The 16,592-nt window shown below is 57.3% G+C and carries 17 protein-coding genes; 14 read left to right on the forward strand and 3 right to left on the reverse strand.

What is annotated here, in order from left to right; translation table 11 throughout:
• The first annotated feature begins 86 nt into the window (after positions 1 to 86).
• From atpB to QMQ05_RS06160, 9 genes are all read left to right on the forward strand, one after another.
• On the forward strand, positions 87 to 878 hold the full coding sequence (gene atpB, locus QMQ05_RS06120; RefSeq protein ID WP_082635377.1) for a F0F1 ATP synthase subunit A: 792 nt from the start codon (positions 87 to 89) through the stop codon (positions 876 to 878).
• Between the two features lie 97 nt (positions 879 to 975).
• Positions 976 to 1,188, forward strand: coding sequence for an ATP synthase subunit C (locus QMQ05_RS06125; protein ID WP_028268761.1), 213 nt, complete (start codon positions 976 to 978; stop codon positions 1,186 to 1,188).
• 80 nt (positions 1,189 to 1,268) lie between these two features.
• Positions 1,269 to 1,823 carry a F0F1 ATP synthase subunit B gene (locus tag QMQ05_RS06130; RefSeq protein WP_345473866.1) on the forward strand — a complete coding sequence of 185 codons (555 nt, stop codon included), beginning with the start codon at positions 1,269 to 1,271 and terminating at the stop codon, positions 1,821 to 1,823.
• Complete coding sequence (locus tag QMQ05_RS06135; protein ID WP_345473868.1) at positions 1,823 to 2,635, forward strand: F0F1 ATP synthase subunit delta; 813 nt, start codon at positions 1,823 to 1,825, stop codon at positions 2,633 to 2,635. The genes QMQ05_RS06130 and QMQ05_RS06135 overlap by 1 nt, the downstream gene beginning before the upstream one ends.
• Before the next feature lie 122 nt (positions 2,636 to 2,757).
• On the forward strand, positions 2,758 to 4,395 hold the full coding sequence (gene atpA, locus QMQ05_RS06140) for a F0F1 ATP synthase subunit alpha (protein WP_345473870.1): 1,638 nt from the start codon (positions 2,758 to 2,760) through the stop codon (positions 4,393 to 4,395).
• A 75-nt stretch (positions 4,396 to 4,470) separates the two neighbouring features.
• Positions 4,471 to 5,364 (forward strand): F0F1 ATP synthase subunit gamma, encoded by an 894-nt coding sequence (locus QMQ05_RS06145; protein ID WP_058253976.1) that lies wholly within the window; start codon positions 4,471 to 4,473, stop codon positions 5,362 to 5,364.
• 36 nt (positions 5,365 to 5,400) lie between these two features.
• On the forward strand, positions 5,401 to 6,849 hold the full coding sequence (atpD, locus tag QMQ05_RS06150; RefSeq protein WP_058253977.1) for a F0F1 ATP synthase subunit beta: 1,449 nt from the start codon (positions 5,401 to 5,403) through the stop codon (positions 6,847 to 6,849).
• 2 nt (positions 6,850 to 6,851) lie between these two features.
• Positions 6,852 to 7,121: a F0F1 ATP synthase subunit epsilon gene (locus tag QMQ05_RS06155; RefSeq protein ID WP_058253978.1), complete on the forward strand. Its 270-nt coding sequence runs from the start codon at positions 6,852 to 6,854 to the stop codon at positions 7,119 to 7,121.
• An 8-nt stretch (positions 7,122 to 7,129) separates the two neighbouring features.
• Positions 7,130 to 7,558: a DUF2550 domain-containing protein gene (locus QMQ05_RS06160; RefSeq protein WP_334123530.1), complete on the forward strand. Its 429-nt coding sequence runs from the start codon at positions 7,130 to 7,132 to the stop codon at positions 7,556 to 7,558.
• A 61-nt stretch (positions 7,559 to 7,619) separates the two neighbouring features.
• Here the strand turns inward: QMQ05_RS06160 and QMQ05_RS06165 are convergent, their stop codons facing one another.
• Both QMQ05_RS06165 and nucS read right to left on the reverse strand, forming a co-directional pair.
• On the reverse strand, positions 7,620 to 8,828 hold the full coding sequence (locus QMQ05_RS06165; RefSeq protein WP_345473878.1) for an N-acetylglucosamine-6-phosphate deacetylase: 1,209 nt from the start codon (positions 8,826 to 8,828) through the stop codon (positions 7,620 to 7,622).
• A 66-nt stretch (positions 8,829 to 8,894) separates the two neighbouring features.
• Positions 8,895 to 9,590: an endonuclease NucS gene (nucS, locus tag QMQ05_RS06170; protein WP_334123532.1), complete on the reverse strand. Its 696-nt coding sequence runs from the start codon at positions 9,588 to 9,590 to the stop codon at positions 8,895 to 8,897.
• A 59-nt stretch (positions 9,591 to 9,649) separates the two neighbouring features.
• Between nucS and QMQ05_RS06175 the strand changes: the two genes are divergently transcribed.
• Positions 9,650 to 10,000, forward strand: a complete 351-nt coding sequence (locus tag QMQ05_RS06175) for a hypothetical protein (RefSeq protein ID WP_345473880.1) — start codon at positions 9,650 to 9,652, stop codon at positions 9,998 to 10,000.
• A gap of 9 nt (positions 10,001 to 10,009) precedes the next feature.
• On the opposite strand, the gene QMQ05_RS06180 is transcribed toward QMQ05_RS06175, so the two are convergent.
• Complete coding sequence (locus QMQ05_RS06180; RefSeq protein ID WP_345473882.1) at positions 10,010 to 11,368, reverse strand: AI-2E family transporter; 1,359 nt, start codon at positions 11,366 to 11,368, stop codon at positions 10,010 to 10,012.
• A gap of 118 nt (positions 11,369 to 11,486) precedes the next feature.
• Here QMQ05_RS06180 and QMQ05_RS06185 point away from each other — a divergent pair, with 118 nt between their 5' ends.
• From QMQ05_RS06185 to QMQ05_RS06200, 4 genes are all read left to right on the forward strand, one after another.
• Complete coding sequence (locus QMQ05_RS06185; protein ID WP_345473884.1) at positions 11,487 to 13,223, forward strand: hypothetical protein; 1,737 nt, start codon at positions 11,487 to 11,489, stop codon at positions 13,221 to 13,223.
• 5 nt (positions 13,224 to 13,228) lie between these two features.
• A complete protein-coding gene (locus QMQ05_RS06190; RefSeq protein WP_345473885.1) occupies positions 13,229 to 14,140 on the forward strand; it encodes a co-chaperone YbbN in 912 nt (303 codons plus the stop codon).
• 120 nt (positions 14,141 to 14,260) lie between these two features.
• Complete coding sequence (locus QMQ05_RS06195; RefSeq protein WP_334123537.1) at positions 14,261 to 15,025, forward strand: ABC transporter ATP-binding protein; 765 nt, start codon at positions 14,261 to 14,263, stop codon at positions 15,023 to 15,025.
• Positions 15,001 to 16,566, forward strand: a complete 1,566-nt coding sequence (locus QMQ05_RS06200) for a transporter (protein ID WP_345473887.1) — start codon at positions 15,001 to 15,003, stop codon at positions 16,564 to 16,566. The genes QMQ05_RS06195 and QMQ05_RS06200 overlap by 25 nt, the downstream gene beginning before the upstream one ends.
• Positions 16,567 to 16,592 lie beyond the last annotated feature (26 nt).

A 16,592-nucleotide genomic window follows, 5' to 3' on the forward strand; every position in this document is an offset into this window, starting at 1 on the left:
TGAGAGGCAGTTTCCGCCAGTCACCGCCTTTTGCCCGTGACCGTTACTGCAGAGAGGACAGCGCGTTGTTCGCGTTTGCGCTCCCAATGGCCTCAGAAGAAGGCGGCTTCATTCCGCCATCGGTGTCCGATACCCACCTCCCCGAGATTTTCCCTTGGGCAGCCGAGTACGGCACCGGTTTCGGCAAGCAGATGCTCATGATCGTTTTGTCGATCGTGCTCATCACTTGGTTCTTCAGCGCCGCCATCAAGAACCCGAAGTTGGTTCCAGGCAAGATGCAGTACCTCGCTGAATCCGGTTACGCCTTCGTGCGTAACGGCATCGGCCGCGACATCATCGGCGAGAAGAATTTCCGCCCTTGGATTCCGCTGCTATTCGCGACTTTCTTCTTCGTACTGCTCAATAACCTCTTCGGCGCGATTCCGTTCTTGCAGCTTCCATCGTTCTCACACGCTGGTTCTGCATACGCGATGGCGATCATCATCTATGGCACCTGGATTGCTGTAGGTCTGAAGAACCACGGTATCCGCTTCTTCAAGCTGGCCGTCACCCCAGCCGGTGTCAGCCCAGTGATGTTGATTCTGCTGGTGCCGTTGGAAATCATTTCTAACTTCATCGTTCGTCCGCTGACGCACTCGCTGCGTCTGATGGCAACGATGCTGGCAGGCCATATCATTGTGATGCTGGCTGCTTCGGGTGCCCGTCACTTGATCGTGATCCAGGATTCGCTGGCACTGAACGGTGTTGGTGTTCTGGTGATCGCAGGTTCCGTGGCTATGTACTTCCTTGAATTGTTGATCATGGTGCTGCAGGCGTTCGTGTTTACCCTGCTGACCGCGATCTACATCCAGGGTGCAATTGAAGCTGACGCCCACTAGGCCATTTCTTATTTACTAAATCCCAAAAGTTCTTCCTTGAACCATTCAAGGAAAACCTCACAACCTACCGGCACGAGGCCGGTATCTTGAAAGGAAAATTCGCATGAGCGGCTCCCTGAACATGATCGGTTACGGTCTGGCAGCAATTGGTTCGGCTATCGGCGTGGGCTTGATCTTCGCTGCGTACATCAACGGCGTTGCACGTCAGCCAGAGGCACAGCGCATCCTGCAGCCAATCGCAATGCTCGGCTTCGCACTTGCTGAAGCACTGGCCATCCTTGGCCTGGTTTTCGCCTTCGTTATCAAGTAAGTCTTTCCCGGCTGTAGTGGCCTCGCCACTATCGCGAGGCATACACACAAGTGGAAACTAATAGATAAGGAATGGTGAGAATGAACAGCACTGACTTCATCCTCGCTGCGGGCGAATCGGTTAACCCGCTGATGCCTAACCCGTGGGAAATTCTCGTCACGGGCGTTAGCTTCGCGGTTCTCCTTTTCATCGTCATCAAGGTCATCGCTCCGAAGTTTGAGCAGGCCTATGAAGATCGCGTCACCGCGATCGAAGGCGGTCTTGAGAAGGCCGAGGCAGCACAGAAGGAAGCAGAGGAGACCTTGGCACAGTACAAGGCTCAGCTTCTGGAAGCACGCACCGAAGCAAACCGCATCCGCGAGGAAGCTCGCAGCGAAGGCGCTCAGATCCTTGAAGATCTGAAGACCAAAGCAACCGACGAAGCTGCCCGCATCAGCGAGCAGGCACAGCGTCAGATCCAGGCAGAGCGCACCGCTGCTCTGTCCTCGCTTCGCACCGACGTGGGCACCTTGGCCACCGAGCTTGCAAGCAAGGTTGTTGACGAAGCTCTGAAGGACGATGCCCGTGCACAGCGCGTGGTTGATCAGTTCCTGAACGATTTGGAAGCTCAGCAGAACGCAGGTGCATCGAACTAATGGCAAGTGTATCGAGCGAGTCATTGGCAAAGGCCTTGGAGTTCTTGGAACCCAAGTTGGCACTGGCATCTATTGAGCTGCCAAAGGAACTGTTCGCGGTCCTGGAAGTACTGGATGCAAATGCCGGTCTTCGCCGAGCATTGACTGATCCAGCCCGTGAAGATGCTGAAAAGGCAAGCCTTTTGGCTCAGCTGTTGCGCGGAAAGATCTCGGCTGATGCTGAGAAGACCGTCGCTCAGTTGGCTTCAACCCGCTGGAGCTCGGAACGCGACATTAGCGATGCGCTCGAAACGCTGGCTGTCACCGCAGTTACTGCAGTGGCTGAACAGCAGGACGGCGCTTCAGGGCTGAACAAGCTGGAGCAGGATCTGTTCTCCTTCATCGAGGTAGTTCGTGGCAACCATGAACTGCAGCGTGCGTTGGATGATGCACAGGCCCCAGTTGAAGCTAAGCGTGCTCTTGCGCTCAAGCTTGTGCCTAACGCGTCGCAGACCTCGCAGGTTTTGATCTCCCAAGCAGTTTCTAACCCACGTGGTTTGAAGCCAGCAACCCTGGTAGAACGCTTTGTTGAACTTGTCGCTAAGCGCCAGCAGCGCTGGATCGCTACGGTGACCAGCTCGGTGGAGCTTTCGCAGGCTCAGCGTTCGCGCCTGGAGACCAGCCTGAACAAGCTATACGGTCGTCAACTTAAGCTCAACACCGCTATCGACCCATCGCTGGTTGGTGGACTGGTAGTTAAGGTTGGCGACGAAGTTGTCGACGCTTCCGTGGCATCGCGCGTGGCGGATTTGCGCCGCGCACTGGCTAACTAGGACTTTTGCCAGGAGATCGCTCCTGGCAAAAGTTCCGGTCAGCCGGGACCAACACAGACTTCATTCACATCGATCCACCACCTATGAGGGTGGATCACAATTTAGGAGAGCAGGGACTGCAGATGGCCGATTTGACCATCAATGCCAACGACGTCCGCAATGCCCTAAACGAGTTCGCATCTTCCTACGAACCGGGTAAGGCAGAGCGCACCGAGGTGGGACGCGTCGTCGCCGCGAGCGACGGCATCGCCAGAGTGGAAGGTCTTCCTTCCGTTATGGCCAACGAGTTGCTGAAGTTCGAAGATGGCACCCTGGGCCTCGCCCAGAACCTCGACACCCGCGAAATCGGTGTCGTTGTGCTTGGTGACTTCACCGGCATCGAAGACGGCCAGAAGGTAGAGCGCACCGGCGAGATCCTTTCGGTTCCAGTCGGCGACGGCTATCTTGGCCGCGTTGTTGACCCACTGGGTGAACCACTGGATAACCTGGGCCCAATCGCTGCAGAAGGTCGTCGTGCACTGGAACTCCAGGCACCAGGCGTCACCCAGCGTAAGAGCGTCCACGAACCATTGCAGACCGGCCTGAAGGCTATCGACGCAATGATCCCGATCGGCCGTGGCCAGCGTCAGCTGATCATTGGTGACCGCCAGACCGGTAAGACTGCTATCGCAGTTGACGCCATCTTGAACCAGCGTGATAACTGGGCAACCGGCGACGAAACCAAGCAGGTTCGCTGCATCTACGTGGCAATTGGCCAGAAGGCATCGACCATCGCTGCCGTACGCCAGACCCTCGAAGAGCAGGGTGCACTGGAATACACCACCATCGTGGCTTCCCCAGCGTCTGACCCAGCAGGCTTCAAGTACTTGGCTCCATACGCAGGCTCGGCCATTGGCCAGCACTGGATGTACGGTGGCAAGCACGTTCTGATCGTCTTTGATGATCTGTCCAAGCAGGCTGAAGCTTACCGCGCCGTGTCGCTGTTGCTGCGCCGTCCACCAGGACGTGAAGCATACCCAGGTGACGTCTTCTACCTACACTCCCGCCTGCTTGAGCGTTGCGCCAAGCTGTCGGACGAGCTCGGTGCAGGCTCGATGACTGGTCTTCCAATCATCGAAACCAAGGCTAACGACGTGGGCGCGTTCATCCCGACCAACGTGATCTCGATCACCGACGGTCAGATCTTCTTGCAGTCGGACCTGTTCAACGCCAACCAGCGTCCAGCTGTCGACGTGGGTATCTCGGTATCTCGCGTGGGTGGCTCGGCACAGGTCAAGGCCATGAAGAAGGTTTCCGGTACTTTGAAGCTGGAACTGGCTCAGTACCGCGACATGCAGGCCTTCGCAATGTTCGCTTCGGATCTGGATGCCGCTTCCAAGCAGCAGTTGACCCGTGGTGCACGCCTGATGGAACTGCTCAAGCAGGGTCAGTACACCCCATACGCCGTTGAGGACCAGGTCGTTTCGATCTGGGCCGGCACCAACGGTTACCTGGACGATGTTCCAGTTGAGGACGTGCGCCGCTTCGAAGCTGAGTTCATCGACTACCTGCGTCACCGCACCGACGTGCTGACCGTGATCGGTCAGACCGGCAAGCTGGAGAACGAAACCTTGGAAGCTATGAAGTCCGGCATCGCCGACTTCAAGGCTGGCTTCTTCGGTGCAGGCAGCGATCAGCTGGTTGCCGCTGGCCACGAAGAGCACGATGCTCTGAACGCCGAGTCCGTTGACCAGGAACAGATCGTCAAGCAGAAGCGCTGACACATTTCTTGCTGAGGGGAGCGGTACCGGTCACGGTGCCGCACCCCTACAGTAGGGAATAAGGAAAGGACACACATGGGAGCCCAGATTCGGGTCTACCGCCAGAAGATCGGATCGACCAAGTCGATGCGCAAGATCTTCAAGGCGATGGAACTGATTGCTGCATCCCGCATTGGTAAGGCACGTACGCGTGTCGCGGCATCACTGCCATACGCCAATGCGATTACCCGTGCAGTAACCGCCGTCGCGTCCCAGGCCGATGTCGAACACCCACTGACCACCGAGCCGGCGCAGGTACGCCGTGCCGCGGTCTTGGTAATGACTTCGGACCGAGGACTTGCCGGGTCCTACTCCGCCAGCGTTCTGAAGCAGGCAGAGCACCTCGTGGAACTGCTGCGTGAAGAAGGCAAAGAAGTTAAGACCTACCTGGTCGGCCGTAAGGCACAGGCTTACTTTGATTTCCGTTCACGCGAGTACGCAAGAGTGTGGACCGGAGAAACTGATTCTCCGCGTTTCGAAACCGCACACGAGCTGCGCGACGTCCTCCTAGAGGACTTCAACACCGACTTTGAAGAAGGTGGCGTCGAAGAAATTCACGTCGTTTACACCCAGTTCAAGTCGATGGTCACGCAGGAACCGACGGTCATCCGTCTGTTGCCGTTGGAGGTTGTCGAGGATGAATCCGAGACTCCAACCGACGAGCTGTTGCCACTGTACGAGTTTGAGCCATCGCCGGAAGAAGTTCTTGACGCACTGCTTCCTCGGTACATCGAGTCTCGATTGTTCAATTGCCAGCTGCAGTCCGCAGCTTCGGAGCTTGCTGCACGTCAGCGCGCAATGAAGGCTGCAGGCGACAACGCCGGCGAATTGATCAAGAAGTACACACGATTGCTTAACAATGCCCGTCAGGCTGAAATCACCCAGGAGCTTTCGGAAATTATTGCCGGCGCCGACGCGCTGAACAGCTAATTTTCGAATACTCCGACCAGACAAGAAGTGAGAAAGATGACTGCCCAACTCAACGAGCAGGTTACCGCAGGGGCCACCGGTCGCATCGCGCGCGTGACTGGCCCGGTCGTGGACGTCGAGTTCCCAGCCGATGCACTGCCTGCTATCTACAACGCACTGACCGCTGAGCTGACCCTCAACGGCGAAACCAAGACCGTTACCTTCGAAACCAGCCAGCACCTCGGTGAGGGCCTGGTTCGTGCAGTATCGCTGCAGGCCACCGACGGCCTGGTCCGCGGTGCTGCTGTGAAGGACACCGGCGCTGCGATTTCCGTCCCAGTAGGCGACGGCGTCAAGGGCCACATCTTCAACGTGCTGGGCGATGCCCTGGACGTTGACAACTCGGAGATTCAGGTCACCGAGCGTTGGCCAATCCACCGCCAGCCACCAAAGTTCTCCGAACTTGAAGGCTCGACCGAAATGCTGGAAACCGGCATTAAGTCCATCGACCTTCTCACCCCATACATCAAGGGTGGAAAGATCGGCCTGTTCGGCGGCGCTGGCGTTGGCAAGACCGTTCTGATCCAGGAAATGATCACCCGTGTGGCACGTAACTTCGGTGGTACTTCGGTATTCGCCGGTGTGGGCGAGCGCACCCGTGAAGGTAATGACCTCTGGGTCGAAATGGACGAGGCTAACGTTCTGAAGGACACCGCCTTGGTGTTCGGCCAGATGGATGAGCCACCAGGAACTCGTCTGCGCGTGGCACTGTCCGCACTGACCATGGCGGAATACTTCCGCGATGTGCAGAACCAGGACGTGCTGCTGTTCATCGACAACATCTTCCGCTTCACCCAGGCCGGTTCCGAGGTGTCGACCCTGCTGGGCCGCATGCCTTCCGCCGTGGGTTACCAGCCGAACTTGGCCGATGAAATGGGTCTGCTGCAGGAACGCATCACCTCGACGAAGGGCCGCTCGATTACCTCGATGCAGGCTGTTTACGTCCCGGCCGATGACTACACCGACCCGGCTCCAGCAGCAACCTTCGCGCACTTGGATGCAACCACCGAACTTTCGCGTGAAATTGCTTCCCGTGGTCTGTACCCAGCAATTGACCCGCTGACCTCGACCTCGCGCATCCTTGATCCGCAGTACATCGGCCAGGCTCACTACGATGTTGCCATCCGCGTGAAGGCGATCCTGCAGAAGAACAAGGAACTGCAGGACATCATCGCGATCCTCGGTATCGACGAACTGGGCGAAGAGGACAAGATCGTCGTGGCACGTGCACGTCGTATCCAGCAGTTCCTCTCGCAGAACACTTACACCGCTAAGCAGTTCACCGGTGTTGAGGGTTCGACCGTTGCCATCAAGGACACCATCGAAGGCTTCAAGGCTATTTGCGATGGCGACCTGGACCACATTGCAGAGCAGGCGTTCTTCAACGTCGGTGGTCTTGATGACGTTGAGCGCCAGTGGGCTGAGATCCAGAAGGCCAGCAAGTAAACATGGCCGAACTTCAGGTCGAAATCGTAGCGGCCGACCACTTCGTGTGGTCGGGCGCTGCGAAGCTGGTCAAAGCACGCTCGGTAGACGGCGAGATCGGAGTTCTGCCCGGTCACGTTCCGATGCTGTCGGTGCTTGCCGCTGGGGATCTGGAAATCGAACCGGTTTCCGAGTCCCGCTTCTCGGTTCAGGTCGACGGGGGATTCTTCTCCGTTGAGTCGGACCGCGTGGTCATCGTTGCTGACAACGCTGTGCTTGGTTCCGCAGCGTAGGCAATGAATTGTTTGAGATAACCGCACCAGTTCTTATCGCGTTGCTGATCCTGATCGGCATCGTCATGTTCTTTGGCGCTATGGCTGTGCGTCGCATTCAATTGCGACGCACGCTGGGCACCTTTGACGCCAGTATTCTTACGCCTCAGGGCAAATGGATGATGGTGATCGGTCGCTACGGCGGCGGACATGTAGATCTGTTGCGGTTTTTCTCTGTCTCACCAGTGCCACGGTTCCAGCTGACCCGTCGCGGACTGGATATCACCGGAACCCGCCGCGCCACCGACGAGGAAGCCTCGCGGATCCCGCCAGGATTCATCGTTGTGATGCTGAATCGTGGTGGAGAAGAACTACTGTTAGCCATGGATTACCGTGACTACACTGGCTTTTCTGCCTGGCTCGAAGCCGGGCCGATCGCCGGAAGCTGGCAGATTTAGAATTTCATAACTATGGGCCGCCGTTTCGAAAGTAACGGCGGCCCATAGTTTTGCCCTGGGGTTAGAGGTACTGGCCCTTGCGGATGGTCTGTACCAATTGCAGGTTTTCATCAAGGATCAAAACATCAGCGGCAAATCCGTAGTGCAAGGATCCCACCTCGTCGGCCAGGCCGATCAGGGAAGCTGGAATGGACGTTGCCGAGTTTACCGCCTGCACCAGGGGGACACCGGCGGCCACAGTATGCTGGAGGACCTGCAGCAAGGTGGAGGTGCCACCGGCAAGCGAGTTATCACTGGCCAGGCGCGCCTGAGCGTCCACCACGTTAACCTGCTGGGGTCCTAGGGTGTATTGCCCATCAGCAAGCCCTGTAGCGGCCATGGAGTCGCTGACCAGCAGGACGTTATCGGCTCCAACCAGACGGTAGACCAAACGCACGGTATCAGGGGAGAGGTGCACCCCATCGGAGATGAGCTCTACAAAGGCATTGCGGTTGGCCGCCTCTTCAAGACAGGCTGCTACCGGTCCGGGCTCGCGGTGATGTAACGGTGGCATGCCGTTGAATAGGTGGGTGACCGTAGGTCGCTCGGTGAAGCCATCCACGCCGGCGCTACGCAGTTGTTCCCGGGCGAAGCGCAGGGATTCCGCGGTGACGCTAGCTGTGGCATTGGTATGGCCTAGGGAAGGAACAACGCCCTGGGAGACCAGCTGTTCGATCAGCTCGTCACTGCCTTCCAACTCTGGAGCGTAGGTCATGGTGCGTAGCTGTCCGCGGCTGGCAGCAACCAATTCCGTGGCGAACTCTGGATCGGGAAGCTGTAGGTAGCGTGGGTCTTGAGCACCACAGCGAGCCTCGGAAAGGAAAGGGCCTTCACTGTGAATGCCAGCAATTGCGCCGGACTCGGCGAACTCAGCCAGAATCTCAGCGGCGTCGACCATTGAGCCTGGCTCTGCGGTCACCAGCGAGGCCAATAACGTGGTGGTGCCAGCGCCGTGGAGGAATTCCAGAGCCGTGGTGATGCTGGAATGATCTGGCGCAGAAAAGTCCGTGCCCATTGCACCGTGGCAGTGTAGGTCCACCAAGCCGGGGATGATCGTGGCCCCGGCCACCAGCTCACGGACTTCAAAGTCTTGGGCGTCCGAGCGGGCAAGGAAGTCATCTTTGTTACCAGCGAAAGCGATGCGATCACCGTCAACGGCAAGTACGCCATCGGTGACCTTCTGTCCGTCAGATATCAGGGTGGCGAAAAGGGCGTAGCGCGTTGAAGTCATGTTCCCAGCTTAGAAGACAGAAGCCCCCGAGTCATCGACCGGGGGCAACTGTTCAAAAAAGTTGGGCTAGAAAAGGCGCCCGGCTGAGTCATCAACACCACGCATGGCGTCATAATCCAAGGTGAGGCAACGAATTCCGCGATCCTCAGCGAGCGTACGAGCCTGCGGTTTGATCTGCTGGGCAGCAAAAATTCCGGTCACCGGCTTCAGCAATGGATCGCGGTTGAGCAGATCCAGGTATCGGGTCAGCTGTTCCACACCGTCGATGTCACCACGACGCTTGAGCTCTACCGCCACGGTGGCACCCTTGGCATCACGAGCGAGGATATCTACCGGACCAATGGCGGTCATATATTCACGGCGAATCAGCTTGTGGCCATCGCCGAGCAATTCGATCTGTTCGGCCAGCAGGCGCTGAAGGTCTGCCTCAACGCCGTCTTTGATCAGGCCCGGGTCGGTACCCAGGATATGTGCTGAGTCGTGCTCGAAGCTGTGGAAATTGATGGTCAGCTTGTCATCGGTTTTGGCGCTGGCAACAGTCCAGGTGGACACCGCGCCCAAGGCGGCAGCATCTTCATCGGGAGTTCCCTCATGCAGGGTCAGGGGAGGGTTCATCCAGTTCAGCGGCTTATAGCTACCACCATCGGAATGGATCAGCACCGAGCCATCGGCCTTGACCATCACCAGGCGAGTCGCCAACGGAAGGTGGGCTCGAAGACGGCCCTCGTAATCTACTGAACACTTTGCAACCACTAAACGCACCCCACACACTTTACTAGCTGGTTGTTAGTTGTGTTGGTAGATACGGCATGATTAATGACATGCCACGTTCAAACCGTCCACGCCGTTCCAAGAATTTACGTCCCGGCAAGGCACGAAACCATGACGAAGAATCGGAGTATGAAGCCGGCACTGACGACTGGCTACAGCGCGCCCGCTTCGGCGTGGTGCGACTGCAAGATGCGCCCGACGGGCAATGGCATGTACGCAAGATTGCACCGCTGAACGCCAATAAGGTTTACACCTGCCCCGGCTGCCATCAGCAGATCGGCGTGGGGGTAGGACACGTTGTTGCTTGGCGGGCAGACCACTGGTCAGGTGATGACGCAGCAGCATCGGCCCGTCGTCATTGGCACCCACATTGCTGGGATACCCGCTCCTACCGCTATTAGGCGCGTGTCCTAACGATGGTCTTGGCGTGCGATAAAAACTTCGCGGAGCAAGATCATCGCGCTGGCAGCTACCGGAATAGCCATGAGCGCACCGGTGACCCCGGCCAGAGTTCCGCCGGCGATGACCGAGATGACAGCTACGGCACCGGGCACCGCCACCGCCCTACGCATAATGCGTGGGGACACAAAGTAGGCCTCAACTTGTAGGTACCCGAAGTAGCAGACGGCGTAGATCACTGCGGTCTGCCATCCCAAGGACAATGTCACCAAGGTGACCAGAATCCCAGCAATCACGCCACCAACCAGCGGAATGAAGGCCAGTATGGCCACTAGCAAGGTCAAGAGTGCGGCGAACGGAACACCAAGGATGGTCATCAGCAGCAGGGCCACCAGCGAGTTCAAAATCGCTACGGAAGCCTGACCCATCACGTAGTTACCGACAGACCGGGTAATTCTTTCGGCCAGTTCACTGACCCGCTGACGCTTTGACCGCGGAGCTAGGCGCAAAGAAAAGCCCATGATGCCGGGTAGCGAAGCCAAGAAGTAGATGGCCAGCACCAATACGATCAGGATGCCAAACATGGACTGTGCCACGGTCTGAGAGACACCGAGCACGCCACCAAAGACGTTGGTGACCGCACCGGAATCACCGAAGAAGCGATTGACTTCGGTGGTGACGCGTTCGGACAGTGCGTACTGCTGATCGATTTCTTGTACCCATTCACTGTTCAAAAAATCTGCGACGATTTCCGGCGCCCGGGTGATGAAGCTCGTGATCTGGTTGACCAAGGTTGGAATGATCAACGCCATGAACCCGCCAAATATGGCTAGCGTGCCCACCATCGTCAGTACGACAGACATGGGACGGGACAGCCCGCGTCGCATCAAAAAGCGCACGACTGGGTCCAACCCCAAGGCGATGAACAGCGCAATGGCAATCCAGGTCAGCAACGAACCGACATTGGTCAGGACGTAGTATCCGCCGAGGGCCAAACCCACGCCGATGGTGGCCAAAAAGCCCATGGACACCGGATGCAGCGCCGGGAAGGGGTCAAGAGATTCTTCTGACTGATGTTCTGGGACTTCACCGAGTGCCGCAGCACGCGTCGGGGTGCTGAACATTTTGCCTAGGCCCGCGCTCAGTCGTCGGGCCCAGCGACTTTGGAGCGGAGCACTTGGACTGGTGGCGCTCTGCGCTGTACCAGACTCGGCTTCCGGCGAATTCACAGGTTTTGAATCCGTTGATTCTGCAGCCGTAGTAGGTGTAGCGGTGTGATCCTCAGGCTCGTGAGGATCGTTGTGTTGGCGCTGTTGATCTGGCTCCATGGCACTGAGCATATCGCGGGCACCGGTGTTTTTGTGGTGCATGACATTGCATGAAAATACTATTGATCCACTTCACAGCCCCGGAACGGAACCATGATCGCGTTGAACTCGTTAGACTTGGGAATGAACTGCAGTAAGACGTAGGCGAATAGGTGAACTCGTGCGAAAAGTAATCTCCGTGATCGCGATGCTACTGGGGGCCGCAGCCCTCGTGGTTGGCATCGGACAGAAGACCTTTTGGGCCCCGCCCGAAACGGTCACTGCGACCATGCCGCAACTTGACGGCGAGGCACCGCTGACAGTGATCGAGTCTTCGGTCAATGATCCCAAACTTGACCCGGTAGAACTGGTAATCAAGGCCAAGGGTGAATTCACTGCGTCTTTGGGACGTAGCTACGACGTTGATGCTTGGGTCGACAATGCAGCACACGTGTCGCTGACCGGTGTTGATACCGAGAATCACCAGATGATCGCTAAATACGTTGACGGTGAGGCCGAAGTGCCTAACCCTGCCGGCGATGACATCTTCTTTGATTCACAAAGTGCTGATGGCACCATGACCTACCGCTGGACGACTCCTGACTCCGGTGACTGGTCGCTGCTATTGGCCGCAGGCGGAAAGGACGCAGCCCCAGTGGACATTTCCGTGACCTACGCCAACGATGACGCAATGCCATTTGCTCTGCCGTTGATCATCGCCGGTGCAGTACTGCTGGTCTTTGGGCTGGCCCTGCTGGTGATGCGTCCAGCTAAGCCAAAGAATTCCGCTAATACTCAGCACTCGGTGGCTGCAGCTGCCGTTGTTGCACTGGCGATTTCCGGTGTTGCGCTGCCAATGCAGCCGCAGGATGATTCCAGCGCTACCCCTTCGGAATCTGCTTCCCCATCCGATGAAGCTAGCTCAAGCGCATCTTCGTCCGCTCCTGCAGAAGAGTCAGCATCGGCTTCTGCCACCGAGTCGGCTTCAGAGTCCAGCGAAACTTCTGACGCGGAACCTACCGCCTACCCGGTACTAACCGAAGAGCAGCTCAAGAACGTTCTGGCTGATGTTCAAAAGCAGGTCGGCAACGCCGATGATAAGCAGGATGTGAAGGCTTTGGAGTCCCGCGCTGCCGGTGCCTTTAAGTACCTGCGCGGCCAGCGCTACGAGATGCTTAAGAAGGACTACAAGGTTGATAAGCCGTTGACCTTGAACACTCAGGTCTTGCGCTCGGCTGCCGTGCCAAACGCCAGCGGCGCTGAATTCCCTCGCGTGATCTCAGTGGTCACCGCGAAGGACAACGACGCTGATACCCTGCCACAGGCCTTGACCTTGGTGCAGAAGAGCGCGCGTGATAACTACCAGGTTGTTTTCGCCGGTCAGATGCTGCCGAACTCATCCTTCCCGGGCATCGCAGTGGGGGATCCTGCCACGAAGCAGCTGACCGCTGATGCTAAGGACCTGCAGATGACTCCAGAAAAGGCCCTGGACGCCCTGGCTGATGTCCTGACCAATGAGAATTCGAAGCAGAAGGATCAGTTTGCTGACTCCGAGTTCATCAAGGCGATCCACGCCGCGCAGAAGTCCGAATCGGATGATGCCGACGAGGCAAAGGTAAGCTACAAGCGTTCAGTAACCAAGGGCGACACCTACGCCGTGTCCACTCCAGATGGCGGTGCCATCGTGGTGGGCAAGCTTAATAACAAGGCCCTGTTTGAGCGCACCGAAAATGCCGACCCGCTCAAGAGCAGCGATAAGTTGACCGAACAGCTGTTGGGTTCCAGCTCGTCCAATGGCAACGTGGAAAGCACCTACGCCGAGCCAGTGATGTTCTACATCCCGGCCGATGGATCTGAAGACAAGATCCAGCTGATCTCCGCTGACCAAGTCCTGCTCACTGTGAAGGAAGTTGACTAGTACCCATGAGCGAAGAGAACATCCCCTCAACCCGCGGGGCGGTAGACCTTTCGGCCCTGGCTAATCAGGGCCCGCAGGCTACTGACTCTGCTGCCTCGGCAGCTGCTAGCTGGACCACCAACCTTGACGAGGCGGCTTTCCAGCAGTTTGTGGGACTCTCGCAGAGCGTTCCAGCTATCGTGTCCCTGGGGTCACCGCGCGTACAGGTATCGGCAGATCTTGACGCCGTGCTACGCAAACTGGTGGATGCCAAGGGCGGTAAGTTTGTTCTTGGCTTGGTGGATGCAGAAACTTATCCGCAGATCGCTCAGGCTTTCCAAGCTCAGCAGATTCCGATGGTTGTTGCTTTGGTGAAGGGCCAGCCTGTGCCCTTGTTCCAAGGTCCTGCCGCGGAAGAACAGATTAGCCAACTGTTCACCCAGCTTGAGCAGCTGGCAGTACAACAGGGATTGACCGGGACTATTCCGCCATTTTCTGGAACCGCGACGGATACCGAACCGCCATTGCCACCACTGCATCAGAAGGCCGTGGATGCCATAGATGCGGGGGACTACGCAGCCGCGGAGGCAGCCTACCTCGAAGCGCTCAACGAGAAGCCAAATGATCATGAAGCTCAGGTTGGCGTCTACCAGGTGCGACTGCTCTCGCGCACGCAGAACCTTGACCTAAACAAGGCTCGTGATCTGGCAGCACAGAACCCAGAAGACCTTGGCGCGCAGCTTGATGTGGCTGACCTCGATGTCATTGGCGGTCACGTGGAGGATGCCTTCGCTCGTCTGGTGCTGTTGATTTCAAAGCTGGCTGATGATGATCGTGAACGTGTTCGCCGTCGCCTTATCGAGCTTTACGCGGTAGTGGGCAATACCGATCCTCGCGTTGCAGCTTCCCGTCAGAAATTGGCGCGCGTGCTGTTCTAAATTTGCTGCGTCACAAAGCCTCGGTCGACAAGAAAATTTGTCGGCCGAGGCTTTTTTCGTACTCAGGAATAACTCCAAAGGATGATGTGCATTGACTTGGTGCTTTGTTAGCCTGAAAACATGAATCAGATCGCACTGGATATTCGCGGCCTCGCCAAGCAATTTGGTCCCAAAGTCGCAGTGGACAATGTCAGCCTGCAGGTACCTTCCGGATCTTTTTATGGCCTAGTCGGCCCGAACGGCGCCGGTAAAACCACCATGCTCTCCATGGCCACCGGACTGCTCAGACCCGATGCCGGGCAGGCCCTGGTCAATGGCGTGGATATCTGGGCGGACCCGCAAGCAGCCAAAGCGACCATGGGTGTACTGGCCGACGGCGTGCGTCAGTTTGATCGCCTCACCGGTCGGCAGTTGGTTACCTACTCCGGACTCTTGCGTGGCATGGAACGAGCAGAGGTCACGGATCGAACCGAAGACTTATTACGCGTTATGGACCTCAGCGATGACGGCGACAAGCTCGTGGTGGACTATTCGGCGGGTATGACCAAGAAGATTTCCTTGGCTACCGCCATGATTCATTCACCGAAACTCTTGGTACTAGACGAGCCTTTTGAAGCCGTTGACCCGGTCTCGGCGGCCAATATCCGTGACATCCTGAACGACTACGTTAAGTTCGGCGGCACCGTGATCGTGTCCTCGCACGTCATGGATCTCGTGCAGCGCATGTGTACCCACGTTGCTGTCATTGCCGGAGGTGTGCTCAAGGCACAGGGTTCGGTTGATGAGGTACGTGGTGAGATGACCTTGGAAGACCGCTTCGTTGATCTGGTCGGCGGACGAGCAAATAATGAAGGGTTGTCATGGTTGCGCACATCCTCAAACTGAAACTACGACTGCTTGCCAATGGGTTCAAGCGTTCGGTAGGTCAGCTGGTCGGTGTGATCATCGGTGGCGTGTACGCCTTAGGGCTGATAGTGATGCTGACCCTGGCCGCCTGGTTCACAGCCGGAGAAAGCGCGATTGCCGGAGAAGTGAGCATCATCGTCGCGTCATTGGTGGTGCTGGGCTGGGCGGTGATTCCACCGCTGCTGACCGGTGTTGATCTGACCTTGGAGCCTTCGCGGTTTGTGCACTTTGGCATCCCGCAAAAAGCCTTGGGCCCGGCCCTGGTGCTATCCGGATTTATTTCGGTACCTGCGATCTTGACGATTGTTGGGCTCATTGGTGGTTCGCTCACCTTCCGTTATGATCCTTTGGCACTGGTGGTTGGAATCGTGGCTGCCATCATTACCGCGGTGATGGCGGTGTTGGTATGCCAGTATTTGACGATTATGGCTACCGCCTTGCGCGCCAAGCGTCGATTCCGCGAATTCACCTTTGCGGTGTTGTTTTTGATCTTGGTCTGCTTGGGGCCAATCATCTCCTCGATCGCCATGGCAGCGAGCAGCCTGGTGGATTTGGTAGTGCCTATCGCCAATGTATTGGCCTACACGCCGTTGGGAGCTGCTGCGGCCCTCCCCGGTGCCATCGCTGCTGGGAACTACGTGCAGTTTGGTATCTGTCTGGTGCTGACGGTGATCTATCTGGCCGGCCTGTATTGGTTGGTTTCTCGAGCGACAGCCAAAGCGACGGTCACGCCGCCACCGGAACAACAAGCTGCCAAACAAAGTGGCTTGGGGTTCTTCAAATACGCACCAAGTAATCCAGCAGGTGCCGTCGGGGCCCGCGCTTTGACCTATTGGTTCAAAGACCCGCGCTACGCCATCGGTGTATTGATGGTTCCGGTGCTGCCGTTGATCTTCTGGTTTGTCGGCAACCAGAGCGGAAACTACACCATGATGTTCCTGTTGGGACCCTTTATCGGAATCCTGCTGGGCTTTTCCATTTCCGCCGATATTTCCTATGACAATACGGCGTTTGCATTGCATGTTCTTACCGGGGTTTCAGGGCGCGCCGATCGTGCCGGACGAGCCCTGGCCTGCCTGACGCTGTCAATCATTCCGGTGCTTGCTGCGGCAATACTGCCCGGAGCGATCTCCGGCGAAGTATGGCGGATTCCCGGTGACATTGGCATGTCCCTGGCTGCTTTGCTCGTCGCCTTAGGTGTTGCTTCGGTCGCCTCGGCCCGATACACCTACGCGGTACCACTTCCAGGGGATAATCCCATGAAGACCCCTCCAGGTAACGGTATGCGCGTGGCGCTAACCCAGTTGGCTACTTTCACGACCATGGGAGTCTTGCTGATCCCGGTGATCATTCCGTACCTGATTGGCTGGTTCCAAGAGTCGCAGGGCTTTAGTTACCTGACCCTCGGCATTGGTTTGGTACTGGGCATTGGACTGTTCTTCGGCGGCCTAGTCCTAGGTGGTAAGTGGTACGAAAACCGGGCACCTGAGCTGATGCAAGCGGTCATGCTCAACAAATAAATCTCGTGAAGCCAATTCGGCACGCG

It is taken from the genome of Glutamicibacter sp. B1 (assembly GCF_039602135.1).
Classification (GTDB): Bacteria; Actinomycetota; Actinomycetes; order Actinomycetales; family Micrococcaceae; genus Glutamicibacter; species Glutamicibacter ectropisis.

Coding starts and splice junctions, on each gene's coding strand:
- atpB (WP_082635377.1), top strand. CDS start 87: ATGGCCTCAGAAGAAGGCGGCTTCATTCCGCCATCGGTGTCCGATACC.
- QMQ05_RS06130 (WP_345473866.1), top strand. CDS start 1,269: ATGAACAGCACTGACTTCATCCTCGCTGCGGGCGAATCGGTTAACCCG.
- QMQ05_RS06135 (WP_345473868.1), top strand. CDS start 1,823: ATGGCAAGTGTATCGAGCGAGTCATTGGCAAAGGCCTTGGAGTTCTTG.
- atpA (WP_345473870.1), top strand. CDS start 2,758: ATGGCCGATTTGACCATCAATGCCAACGACGTCCGCAATGCCCTAAAC.
- QMQ05_RS06145 (WP_058253976.1), top strand. CDS start 4,471: ATGGGAGCCCAGATTCGGGTCTACCGCCAGAAGATCGGATCGACCAAG.
- atpD (WP_058253977.1), top strand. CDS start 5,401: ATGACTGCCCAACTCAACGAGCAGGTTACCGCAGGGGCCACCGGTCGC.
- QMQ05_RS06155 (WP_058253978.1), top strand. CDS start 6,852: ATGGCCGAACTTCAGGTCGAAATCGTAGCGGCCGACCACTTCGTGTGG.
- QMQ05_RS06165 (WP_345473878.1), bottom strand. CDS start 8,828: ATGACTTCAACGCGCTACGCCCTTTTCGCCACCCTGATATCTGACGGA.
- QMQ05_RS06175 (WP_345473880.1), top strand. CDS start 9,650: ATGCCACGTTCAAACCGTCCACGCCGTTCCAAGAATTTACGTCCCGGC.
- QMQ05_RS06180 (WP_345473882.1), bottom strand. CDS start 11,368: ATGCACCACAAAAACACCGGTGCCCGCGATATGCTCAGTGCCATGGAG.
- QMQ05_RS06190 (WP_345473885.1), top strand. CDS start 13,229: ATGAGCGAAGAGAACATCCCCTCAACCCGCGGGGCGGTAGACCTTTCG.
- QMQ05_RS06195 (WP_334123537.1), top strand. CDS start 14,261: ATGAATCAGATCGCACTGGATATTCGCGGCCTCGCCAAGCAATTTGGT.
- QMQ05_RS06200 (WP_345473887.1), top strand. CDS start 15,001: ATGGTTGCGCACATCCTCAAACTGAAACTACGACTGCTTGCCAATGGG.